This is a genomic window from Vibrio sp. 10N.286.52.F8 (assembly GCF_041468745.1).
GTDB lineage: Bacteria > Pseudomonadota > Gammaproteobacteria > Enterobacterales > Vibrionaceae > Vibrio > Vibrio crassostreae_C.
This window is the reverse complement of the sequence record NZ_JBFRJF010000003.1, coordinates 60,919-72,332: the sequence shown is the minus strand read 5'-3', so window position 1 is coordinate 72,332 and position 11,414 is coordinate 60,919. Positions and strand designations below refer to the sequence as shown.

The window sequence follows — 11,414 nt, the reverse complement described above, 5'->3', positions numbered from 1 at the left end:
GAGGCGCCTCTTTTTATTGCATGATAATTCGCTATAATCGCCCCCCTGTTCCCTATATCACACTAAGTATTAATCGCCATGGAAAGAAAACACATCTATATCGCGTACACCGGCGGCACAATTGGCATGCAGAAGTCTATTGACCACGGCTATGTTCCTGTCGCAGGTTTCATGGATAAGCAGCTAGCTGGCATGCCTGAATTCCATCGCCCAGAGATGCCTGAGTACACCATTCACGAATACTCTCCATTAATGGACTCTTCAGATATGACGCCACTTGATTGGCAGACCATCGCTGATGACATTCGCGCGAACTACGATAAGTACGATGGTTTCGTTATCCTGCATGGTACAGACACTATGGCATACACCGCCTCTGCACTGTCTTTCATGCTTGAAAACCTCGGCAAACCTGTGATTGTTACGGGCTCTCAGATCCCCCTAGCAGAGCTTCGTTCAGACGGACAAGCAAACCTGCTGAATGCATTGCACATTGCAGCAAACTACCCTATCAACGAAGTGACACTGTTCTTCAACAACAAGTTGATGCGTGGTAACCGCAGCACAAAATCACACGCAGATGGCTTCAATGCGTTTACTTCTCCAAACCTGAATCCTTTGCTAGAAGCGGGTATCAATATCCAACTTAGCAATAACGTAAAGGTAAACGAACAACCTGAAGGCGCTTTCAAGGTTCATAACATTACTCCGCAACCTATTGGCGTAATCACAATGTACCCTGGCATCTCACACGAAGTGATTCGCAACACGTTATTGCAGCCTGTGAACGCAATGATTCTGCTTACTTTTGGTGTTGGTAATGCACCACAAAACCCAGAACTGCTTCAACACCTTAAAGACGCATCAGAGCGTGGTGTTATCGTGGTGAACCTTACTCAGTGTTTAGCGGGTAAAGTGAATATGGGGGGTTACGCGACAGGTTGTGCACTGGCAGAAGCTGGCGTTGTCAGCGGTTATGATATGACACCGGAGGCGGCACTGGCGAAGTTACATTATCTACTAAGCCAAAACCTAGGCTACGAAGAAGTGAAGGCTCAAATGCAACAAGTGTTGCGTGGCGAGATGAGTTTATAACCAGTTCACAGATTCATGTTAAACCCAGTTATTCGATGATAGCAACGGCGGCTTAACGTGAACTAAATCGTTTTATTGCTTATAAATAAACGAGTTAAACTAAAAGGGGTGGCACATTGCCACCCCTTTGTTGTAATTTAAGCTTAATGATTCGGGTTAACCCTAACAATGTCTTCTTGATCTGACTTAAACTGTTTCTTTAGTTCAGACTTAGATTTAAAGCTAATCTCACCACCAGCTGCAATTGTCATATGTTGAGCTTCAGAGTTATGTTTAGATTGGTATAACATAACCGCTTGCATACACGAGTCGCGCTGTTCTTTTGAGAGCGCCGTACCTTCTGGCCATTTACCCGTTTCAACTGCGTAGGTTAAACGTTCGTAGACCTCGGGTGTCATTGCGCTAAGAAGTTGTTCTGCATCCATGGTAAAGCCTTAGTTTTAACAATTTTCACCAGAAAATAACCCGTAACAGAATTGAGTCAAGAACCTGACCAATAATAAGTGCATCTGATCACAAGTGAAGGAATATGAAAATTATGAAATGGTTGGCGATTAGCCTATTGCCTTTCACTCTGGTTGGGTGTCTTGAAGGGAACAAAAATACCGATCAACTGTGCCAAAGCAATCCGGGTCTTCAGTGTGAACAATTGAACATGAACGATGGGCAATGTCGTGTCGCACGTACCGACCTCATCTGGCATCGATTTGAAGTTCAGAAGCAACCCACCGAAATCAACAAAATTAAAGAATTCGAATTAGTCACTGCCTACAAAAAGTGCCTAGAGCTCGCGGCACAGATCGAAACGATCGATCAATCTAAGCTGCAAGAGCGTCGCTTTACCTCTTTAATGCACAGTATCGAAGAGTCTGAGCGCATTGTTGATGAGCTATCGAAATCTGATACACCGGAAACGCTTTACTTCTTGTGGTCGCAAACTGGGGACACCAATGCCAGACGCAGTTTCCTACAACTAGAAGGCTCTGAAGCGTTAAACACAGCTGAGATGCAATATGCCTTGGCAACCTTCTATACCACCCGCAATCATATAAAGACACTTAAGCTACTCAATAATGCGCTAACGCTTTCTAATGGCTCAGTAGCCAACACTGAAATCTTCAAGTCGATGGCAAGTATCAACCATAGCCTTGGCCATATGGAAAAAGCGTACGTTTGGGCGATGGTTGCCAAAGACTTTGACGTGCCGATTGCTTCTGAAGCAGAGCTAACTGTGCTGTACCGTTTCGACAAGGCAACCTATAAGAAGCTAAATAAAGACGCAGACAACATCGTCGAAGCTATTGAGGATGGAGTTTACAGCCCTTCAATCGTCCCGAGTTACTGATCGCTTCATTTATAGTGTTCTTGCTTAAGCTTGTTATTCACCTGCTTTCAAATAAAAACAGCTACCTTTTTAGTAGCTGTTTTTATTTGTACTAGAGTTAAATCTGAAACCTTGGGCGTTTCAGCCTTCCTAAATCGACAAATGCGACCTGTAAGGATTAGACAATAGTTACAAGTTATTTCGTACTTTCGTCATTTTTGTTGAAAATTAACGACACTGAATTAACACAGAACCGTTCACCTGTGGTCTTCGGGCCATCTGGAAAAACGTGACCTAAATGGCTATCACAGGCGGTACAACGGATCTCTACACGCTTCATTCCGTGACTTAGATCTTCTATATAGCGTACTGCTTCATCATTCACTGGGGCATCAAAGCTTGGCCAACCACACCCAGAGTCATATTTGTTATCCGACAGAAACAAAGGGCTTTCACAGCATGTGCAGCTATAGACGCCAGTCTTATGGTTGTGCAGTAACTTGCCGCTATATGGGGCTTCAGTACCACGCTCACGACACACTGAAAATTCGTCGTCCGTTAGGCGCTCACGCCAGTATTCATCAGGCTTTATCATATTTCCTCCCTTTTGAATCACGTTAATATCTCTCCACATTCTCAGTTATTATATTTACTTTTTTCTATAAAGGCTTGCATATGAGTCGTTTTGTAGCACATACTTTCTCACCAGGAAACATTGTACATATACACTCATAAGTGAATCATCATTTAGGGGTATTTTACCCAACTGGAAGGGTACAGAGCCACTTGCAATGGTCAATTTTCAATCACTTACACCCAATTGTTAAGAAAAGCGTCGCTTTTTTTTGACATTAAACAAGTTAAGTCGGATTATCTATTGCAGATGTATACTGGATTCTGTAATTTTACTACCAGTTATCTTTAATCAGAAATTAAGTTGTGGAGCAACTACAATGACTATCAAAGTAGGTATTAACGGTTTTGGCCGTATCGGCCGTTTCGTATTCCGCGCAGCTCAAGAGCGTGCAGACATCGAAGTAGTAGGTATTAACGATCTAATCGACGTAGAGTACATGGCATACATGCTTAAGTACGACTCAACTCACGGCCGTTTCAACGGTACTGTTGAAGTTGAAGGCGGTAACCTAATCGTTAACGGTAAAACTGTACGTGTTACAGCTGAGCGTAACCCAGAAGACCTTAAGTGGGATGCTATCGACGTAGACGTAGTTGCTGAAGCAACTGGTCTTTTCCTAACTGACGAGACTGCACGTAAGCACATCACTGCTGGCGCTAAGAAAGTAGTTCTTACTGGTCCTTCTAAAGATGCAACTCCAATGTTCGTAATGGGCGTTAACCAAGCATCTTACGCTGGTCAAGACATCGTTTCTAACGCTTCTTGTACTACTAACTGTCTTGCACCTATCGCTAAAGTACTTAACGATAAGTGGGGCATTGAGTCTGGTCTTATGACTACAGTTCACGCTACTACAGCAACTCAAAAAACTGTAGATGGCCCTTCTGCTAAAGACTGGCGCGGTGGCCGTGGTGCTTCTCAAAACATCATCCCATCTTCAACTGGTGCTGCTAAAGCTGTAGGCGTTGTTCTTCCAGAACTAAACGGCCTTCTAACTGGTATGGCTTTCCGTGTACCAACTGCTAACGTATCTGTAGTTGACCTAACAGTTAACCTAAAAGAAGCTGCATCTTACGAAGAAATTTGTGCTGCAATGAAAGAAGCTTCTGAAGGCGAAATGGCTGGCGTTCTTGGTTACACTGAAGACCAAGTAGTATCACAAGATTTCATCGGTGAAGTTCAAACTTCAGTATTCGATGCTAAAGCTGGTGTTGCTCTAACTGACAAATTCGTTAAAGTTGTATCTTGGTACGACAACGAAATCGGTTACTCAAACAAAGTTCTAGACCTAATCGCTCACATCTCTAAGTAATTTCTTTTTAGAAATCGCTTTAGATAAGCATTAGCGAAGACTGTTTTGAGCAGACTTTGAAAAAGGCGACCTTAGTGTCGCCTTTTTAATGCCTGCTATCTTTTAAACCGCGTCTGTCTAAGCTCATCAAGATAGCCCAAACGCAAAATTCAATTCTAATACTGACTCTGCTTGTTACTCATGAAAACACAAGCATCACTCTAGTCAGCATTTGAATTCAATTTCCTTAGAAGGATCATGTAATGGATTTATCTACTCTACCTGCACTGGCGGTACTTTCTGACAACGTCACTATCGTTGAACACGAAGGTGTAAAACTGGTTCGCGTTATCCACGATAAAGCAAACGCAGCGATTTCACTGTTTGGCGGCCATGTGGTGTCATTCCAACCGCAAGGTCAAGAAGACCTAATTTGGATGAGCCAACAAGCTAAGTTCGATGGTAAAACGGCTCTGCGTGGTGGTATTCCAGTATGTTGGCCTTGGTTTGGTCGCATTGCAGCACCAGCACATGGTTTTGCCCGTTCAAGTGAATGGCAATTGGTTGAACACCGTGAAAGCGAAGCTGGCGTGATTGTTAGCTTAGGTCTGAAGCCAAGCGAAGAGACGCTAGCAGTATGGCCTCATCAGTTTGATGCTCGCTTGAATGTTGAGATCGGCGAACAACTAAAAGTAACGCTGGACGTGAAGAACACTGATTCTCAGCCATGGACTTTCTCTGGTGCACTACACACTTACCTAAACGTTGGCGATATCCACAACACAACCACCACTGGTATGGGTGCTGAGTACATTGATAGCCTGCAAGGTGGCAAGAACTGCCAAGGTGGATCTGAACTGGTACTGACCGACACGATTGACCGCGTTTACACGCAACCAGAAGCGCAAATCTTTGTTGCTGACAAGAAGCTGGATCGCACGCTAACAGTTGAAAACCACGGTCATAACTCTGCAGTACTGTGGAACCCGTGGGCAGAAGGCGCTGCAAGTATGGGCGACATGCAAGACGATGGTTACCTAACTATGATGTGCGTAGAATCAACACTGCACGCGCCAAGCCTAGAAGCCGGTAAAACACTCCGGCCGGGTGAAAACCACCAACTGATCACTGTGATTAGTGCCCAATAACCGTATAAATACAGTTATAAAAAACGATTTTTGAGCGGCTTTATGTCGCTCTTTTACTTTTTGGTTTTAGCTCGTTACACTTGCGCTGTCTATTCTCCTTTAGAGGTCTCCATGACTTACCAATGCCCTTTGTGTCACCAACCTTTATCTCAAAACGATCGTACGTTTAAGTGTGAAAAGAACCATCAGTTCGACCTAGCGAAAGAAGGCTACGTCAATTTGATGCCTGCGCACCACAAACGCTCAAAAGATCCAGGTGACAACAAAGAGATGATGCAGGCACGTCGTCGCTTCCTTGAAGGTAACCACTATGACCCAATGCGCCAAGCGGTGGTGACGTTGTGTTCTCGCTATCTACCAGAAGAGACGCCTAGCCTATTGGATATTGGTTGTGGCGAAGGTTATTACACCAACGAAATTGCTGTGAATCTTCAAGAAAAGAAAGGGGCTACTTTTGGCCTAGACATTTCTAAGATTGCTATCAAATACGCCGCTAAACGCTACCCTGCTGTCGACTTCTCAGTTGCATCAAGCCATCGCCTACCCTTTGCTGAAAACAGCTTAGACGGAATTCTACGCATTTACGCGCCTTGCAAGGCTGAAGAGTTACAACGCACCATCAAAGATAATGGTGTGGTGATCACCGTGACACCAGCTAGCCGACACCTGTATCAACTGCGTGATGCAATTTATGATGGCGTTCGCTTGCACGACGAAGATCCAGAAGTGATCGAAGGTTTTACGCTTGAGCATCAAGAGCAACTAAACTATATGATGGAACTATCGGGGTCAGATGCATTCGACCTGCTACAGATGACGCCGTTTGCTTGGAAGGCGAGTGAAGAGTTTAAACTACAACTCACCGAGGCAGAGCAATTCAACTGTGAAGCTGACTTTATGCTGCGAGTGTACCGCAAACAAATTTAATTGATATTGATTATCGTTTGCATTGAAATCTTATCTTGCCTCCTTTAGTATGCGTGTTCTTCAAGGAGGCATTTCATGCAACGTATTATTCTTATCGGATTAGCTACTCTTCTCACGGCTTGTGCTAGTCAACCTGCAAAAGACACTTCTCAAAAAGTGGCTCAAACGGAATCCGTTTCCACATTCTATGACTACCAGTTCGCTTCTCCACAAGGCGAAACACTTTCTCTCGATGCATTACCCGAGCAGCTGATTGACGCTGATGTGGTTCTAATTGGCGAATGGCACACGCATTCTGCCATTCACCGCTTCCAAACCGACTTCTTAAAAGCGCGCCGCAACGCAACATCAAACATTGCGCTTTCAATGGAACAGTTCACTCGAGAGCACCAAGCCACACTTGACCAATACTTAAACGGCGAAATTGGCGAACAAATTCTCATGTCTCAAGCGGCAGCTTGGCCAAATTACGAAAGTGATTACCGCGCGTTAGTTGAGTTCGCAAAAGCCAACGACGTCGATGTTATTGCGGCAAATGCACCAAAGCCATTCGTGCAGTGTATTGGCCGTAAAGGATTGCCTTACCTAGACCAATTATCGACCGAGCAACGCCAATGGATTGCTGCCGAAGTGGATACTGGCGATAGCCCTTACAAAGAAAAGTTCATGGCTTCTATGCATCACGGTACGCCAGAGCAAACAGAAAAGCAGTTTGCCGCTCAGGTTACCTGGGACGAAACCATGGCTGAGTCGATTGTGGATTACCTAGCATCAAACCCTGATAAACAAGTGATTCACGTGGCTGGCAAGTTCCACACCGAGGGTGGTTTAGGGACGGCGGCATCAATTCTACGTCGTAACCCTGATTTAAAAATCGCCATCATCAGCCCGGTTGAAGCGATCTCATCGGATAGCGGTGATTATCAGCTTGAAGTGCTTTCGCCGCCGGCTCGCTTTGTAAAGAAAGAGAACCGAATGAAGGCATACAAGCATCTGTCAAAACGTAGCGCTAGCCTAGAGTGTGAGTAGGATCTGTTGATCCACTCTTCTAAGCTAAAGAGTCGATGGGCTAATCCTAGATAATTAGCCCATCGTCACAACTTGATCACGTTCCCGTCATTCATCCTAACTCTATCTAAAATCAAACATTCTTATCGGCACAAGACTTGCTTAGTAAATAGACGATTTAACCAAGCAGACGAAAATGTAATGTGCGAATAAAAAACATCACTATCGATGATTAATTGCACAAGTTTTTCACACCTCTGCCGATACTATATTTAAGGATAGGTAAGGAGAGCTATATGACGCCAGTAGGAACGAGTAATACTCAGCTGTATTCGCCTTCGCAGATGAACGCTAAGAGTTCAGCTAACGAAGCTGAAAAGCCTACACCGCTTAAGGTTGAGCAAAATACGGTTAGGCTTTCTGATGAAGGCAAAGCACTCTTATCTGCCCTAAAAGAAATTGATAAAGAAGCGAAGAAAGTCGAAGCAGAAAACGCGACAGTTACCGATAAAGTTGAGTCATTCGCTCATGGTGCCTTGGGTATGGATCACCCAGATAAGATTGAAGAAGAAGATGATGGTTCTTATTCAGCGGGGCAATACCTGTCCGCAGCGGCAACCGTAGGCGGTATTCTTCTCGCACTCATTTAGCCTTGCCAACCTATCGCATTCTCTAGAATAAAAGCGATTTATCGTTACGACAATAGACCCGATTAGGTCTAAAAAACGAGTTCATTCCATAATTCCGCTCTCATTTTAATGGAATAATACTCGTGAAAAACACTTTTGAGCTTATCGATAAGCCAACCTTTTTTGGTGCTATAGCACTCCTACTCACGATAGTTTTCCCGCTCATTTTGTTCCCTGCACAGGGCGCAGACTGGATTGCGGTTGCGAAAACATTCATGACTGATCAACTCGGATTCCTGTATCTTGCTCTAGGTCTCGCAGCCTGTGCATTTATGGTGTACGTAGTATTCAGTGATATGGGACAAATTAAACTGGGCGAAGCTGATGAAGAGCCTGAGTTTAAAACTGCATCATGGGCTGCCATGCTATTTTGTGGCGGTATCGGTGCAAGTATCTTGTATTGGGGCTGTATTGAGTGGGCTTACTACTACCAATCACCGCCTTTCCAACTAGAACCTGGCAGTGAAGAAGCAGTACGCTGGGCTGCGACCTACGGCCTATTCCACTGGGGACCAATCGCATGGTCTATCTACCTAATCCCGGCAATTCCTATCGCTTACTTCTTCTACGTACGTAAACAACCTGTTCTAAAGATTTCAAGCGCATTAATGCCTGTTCTTGGTGAACACCGTAGTAAAGGCGTACCAGGAAAGATCGTTGATATCCTATTCATTTTCGGTCTATTAGGCGGCGCTGCAACAACATTAGGTTTAGCCGCTCCTCTGATCACTGAAGGTCTAAATCACCTATTTGGTCTACCTAAAAATAACCTAACGCAAGTGATGGTGCTTTTAGTGTGTACTGCGATTTTTGCTTACTCATCTTATGCTGGATTGGAAAAAGGCATCAAGATCCTAAGTAACATCAACTTCTGGGGTGCGATGGGTCTACTGGCTTTCGTTCTGATCGCGGGTCCAACAATCTTCATGTTAGAAACAGGCTTAGACTCAATTGGTCGTCTACTGTCTAACTTCTTCGTGATGGCAACGTGGGCTGAACCATTTGGTGGTTACGGTACATTCGAAAACACTCACTTCCCACAAGACTGGACGATTTTCTACTGGGCATGGTGGCTAGTATTTGCACCGAGTATGGGTCTGTTTGTTGCGCGTATCTCTCGCGGCAGAACCATCAAACAAATGGTGTCAGGGTCGATCTTCTTTGGTTCTCTAGGTTGTTTCCTGTTCTTCATGATCTTAGGTAACTACGGCCTATCACTGCAGCTTTCTGGTGAGCTAGATGTCGTTGCCATTTTGAATGCGGAAGGCGCAACCAAAGCTATCTTCTCGATGCTTGCACAATTGCCAATGAGCACGCTGGTTATCGCTGTATTTACAATGCTGTGTATCATTTTCACGGCAACAACATTTGACTCTATCTCATACATCCTAGCGTCTGTTGTACAAAACAACGTGACCGAAGAGCCAATGCGCTGGAACCGTATGTTCTGGGCATTTACTCTGTCGTTCTTACCAACGATTCTAATGTTCTTAGGCGGTCTAAGTACGCTACAAACGGCGGCGATTGTTGGTGGCTTACCACTGCTTGCTATCTCTGTGATGCTGATGATTTCAGCGGTTCGTGCGACTAACCTCGACCTACGCCATCAAGATGCGTATATCGAGCCAACGATCAACATCGAAGAACTGCCAGACATGGACCCTTGGTCTGCTGAAGGTATGGCGTTGGCTCAGTTTGAGAAAGAAAGAGATGCAGCACAAGAAGCCGCAGAACTTGAGCGTGTTGCTTACACAGAACTTGCCGCAGTGAAGAAAGAAATTCGCGCTTATGTGTTAGAACAAGGTTCACAAATGGAAACTCACGAGTTACCAGAGAACCTACAACAAGCACTTGAGCAGGCCGAGAGTAATCTTAGTGCCGCACAAGCGAAAAAGATCGAGTTATCTGAGCAAGCTCAGAATGCTCGTATCACGTTCAATCAGGTGGTTGCAGACTTACCGCTTGCTTGACATTAGCCATGACACAGTCCATTGATTTGGACCCTCCTAAATACGACAAAGGCTCACAGAAATGTGAGCCTTTTTTTTATTCGGGTGATTGACTAGTCTTCGTTAACTAGCGGTTCGGGTGGTTCAAGATGTGATCTTCCCAATCGACAACATCGATTTCGTATACCACTTTGTTACGAACGCTTTCACCTGCTGCATGCATCTCTGTTTTTGATCCGGTGATCAACGGGTGCCATTCAGGAATCGGCTTAGATTCTGATAAAAGGCGGTAAGCACAAGTGTCTGGTAGCCAGTGAAACTCATCGATCTTGTCACGAGTCAGCTTCAAACACTCTTCACCTGAAGTGAAGCGGTTCGGGTAATCTTTACACGAACATGTTTTGTCGTTTAACCAGCTACACGCCACATTGGTGTAGTAAACTTCATCGCTATCTTCATCCATTAGTTTATGTAGGCAGCACTTACCACAACCGTCGCAAAGTGATTCCCACTCATTCTCGGTCATCTGTTCTAGTGTCTTTTCTTGCCAAAATGGATTCGTCATAGGATTACTTCTTACTCTTTTACTGGGGTGCGTGTTATACCGCTAGCCCATAAAAAGTTCAAGGATAATAATTGTTCATTCTTTGATTCAATCAACAGCTGTCACTCTCATCATTTTTTGCTACTATCGCGCACCCTGTTATTTAGTGAGTTTAATTTGATGGAATGTCGCCTAGGTTGTGGAGCATGCTGTATCGCTCCAAGTATTACATCTGCTATTCCTGGAATGCCTAATGGTAAGCCTGCTGGGGTACGCTGCATCCAATTAAATGAGCAAGATCTCTGCAAATTATTTGGTCAACCTTCACGCCCGAAGGTATGTCACCAATTCAAAGCTTGCCCTGTCATTTGTGGTAAAACCGACCAAGAAGCCCTTGATAACCTGATCGAGTTAGAAGCTATTACCTAAGCGTATTAGCCCTTTTCTATATCCCAGCAATTTCTTTTCCTACTCATACTTTGCTTTAGGTTATAGGTGCTTATGAGGCCTCAATAGTCTTTCAAACAATACTGACTACCTCGCTATGAGTAATAACCGTTTCAGGAAACTCTCGGCGAAATAAAGCCATCGATAAGACATCACAGATCAATGAGGCCTTTATTCTCGTACCCATAAACCAACCAATAACTTGCCTTGAATAAAGGTCAATAATGGCAACTAATTATAGCCAATATTTGTTTGTAGCTACGTCGGTGATATCTCCTGCCCATTTTTAAATTAGCAGTCGTTGCACTGAAGACCTGAGCGAGCAAGGCCGTAACTACGGGTATTCAGTTCAGGT

General features: G+C 44.4%; 12 protein-coding genes and 1 pseudogene. 9 read left to right on the top strand and 4 right to left on the bottom strand.

Annotated elements, in window-relative coordinates; all coding sequences use genetic code 11:
• Positions 1 to 78: 78 nt before the first annotated feature.
• On the top strand, positions 79 to 1,095 hold the full coding sequence (gene ansA, locus AB4133_RS00670) for an asparaginase (RefSeq protein WP_019823767.1): 1,017 nt from the start codon (positions 79 to 81) through the stop codon (positions 1,093 to 1,095).
• 143 nt (positions 1,096 to 1,238) lie between these two features.
• On the opposite strand, the gene AB4133_RS00665 is transcribed toward ansA, so the two are convergent.
• Positions 1,239 to 1,520 (bottom strand): YeaC family protein, encoded by a 282-nt coding sequence (locus AB4133_RS00665; RefSeq protein ID WP_010437067.1) that lies wholly within the window; start codon positions 1,518 to 1,520, stop codon positions 1,239 to 1,241.
• 113 nt (positions 1,521 to 1,633) lie between these two features.
• Here AB4133_RS00665 and AB4133_RS00660 point away from each other — a divergent pair, with 113 nt between their 5' ends.
• Positions 1,634 to 2,440 (top strand): DUF2989 domain-containing protein, encoded by an 807-nt coding sequence (locus AB4133_RS00660; RefSeq protein ID WP_372223817.1) that lies wholly within the window; start codon positions 1,634 to 1,636, stop codon positions 2,438 to 2,440.
• Positions 2,441 to 2,615: 175 nt separating this feature from the next.
• On the opposite strand, the gene msrB is transcribed toward AB4133_RS00660, so the two are convergent.
• Positions 2,616 to 3,053, bottom strand: coding sequence for a peptide-methionine (R)-S-oxide reductase MsrB (gene msrB / locus AB4133_RS00655; protein WP_080582205.1), 438 nt, complete (start codon positions 3,051 to 3,053; stop codon positions 2,616 to 2,618).
• 319 nt (positions 3,054 to 3,372) lie between these two features.
• Here msrB and gap point away from each other — a divergent pair, with 319 nt between their 5' ends.
• The 6 genes from gap to AB4133_RS00625 all read left to right on the top strand — a co-directional run bounded on the left by gap (position 3,373) and on the right by AB4133_RS00625 (position 10,089).
• Positions 3,373 to 4,368, top strand: coding sequence for a type I glyceraldehyde-3-phosphate dehydrogenase (gene gap / locus AB4133_RS00650; protein WP_017059382.1), 996 nt, complete (start codon positions 3,373 to 3,375; stop codon positions 4,366 to 4,368).
• Between the two features lie 242 nt (positions 4,369 to 4,610).
• Positions 4,611 to 5,495, top strand: a complete 885-nt coding sequence (locus tag AB4133_RS00645) for a D-hexose-6-phosphate mutarotase (protein ID WP_017059383.1) — start codon at positions 4,611 to 4,613, stop codon at positions 5,493 to 5,495.
• A gap of 111 nt (positions 5,496 to 5,606) precedes the next feature.
• A complete protein-coding gene (gene rlmA, locus AB4133_RS00640) occupies positions 5,607 to 6,422 on the top strand; it encodes a 23S rRNA (guanine(745)-N(1))-methyltransferase (RefSeq protein WP_017059384.1) in 816 nt (271 codons plus the stop codon).
• A 75-nt stretch (positions 6,423 to 6,497) separates the two neighbouring features.
• Complete coding sequence (locus tag AB4133_RS00635; RefSeq protein WP_017059385.1) at positions 6,498 to 7,451, top strand: ChaN family lipoprotein; 954 nt, start codon at positions 6,498 to 6,500, stop codon at positions 7,449 to 7,451.
• A 275-nt stretch (positions 7,452 to 7,726) separates the two neighbouring features.
• A complete protein-coding gene (locus tag AB4133_RS00630; protein WP_017059386.1) occupies positions 7,727 to 8,080 on the top strand; it encodes a hypothetical protein in 354 nt (117 codons plus the stop codon).
• A 122-nt stretch (positions 8,081 to 8,202) separates the two neighbouring features.
• A complete protein-coding gene (locus AB4133_RS00625; RefSeq protein WP_017063436.1) occupies positions 8,203 to 10,089 on the top strand; it encodes a BCCT family transporter in 1,887 nt (628 codons plus the stop codon).
• A gap of 106 nt (positions 10,090 to 10,195) precedes the next feature.
• Here the strand turns inward: AB4133_RS00625 and AB4133_RS00620 are convergent, their stop codons facing one another.
• The gene (locus AB4133_RS00620) at positions 10,196 to 10,633 is read right to left on the bottom strand and encodes a YcgN family cysteine cluster protein (protein WP_017059388.1); all 438 of its coding nucleotides are present in this window, start codon (positions 10,631 to 10,633) and stop codon (positions 10,196 to 10,198) included.
• A gap of 159 nt (positions 10,634 to 10,792) precedes the next feature.
• On the opposite strand from AB4133_RS00620, the gene AB4133_RS00615 reads away from it, so the two are divergent.
• A complete protein-coding gene (locus AB4133_RS00615) occupies positions 10,793 to 11,041 on the top strand; it encodes a YkgJ family cysteine cluster protein (protein ID WP_017059389.1) in 249 nt (82 codons plus the stop codon).
• A gap of 20 nt (positions 11,042 to 11,061) precedes the next feature.
• Here AB4133_RS00615 and AB4133_RS00610 read toward each other — a convergent pair.
• Positions 11,062 to 11,403 (bottom strand): annotated as a pseudogene (locus tag AB4133_RS00610) (DDE-type integrase/transposase/recombinase); the annotation flags it as partial.
• Positions 11,404 to 11,414: the final 11 nt, after the last annotated feature.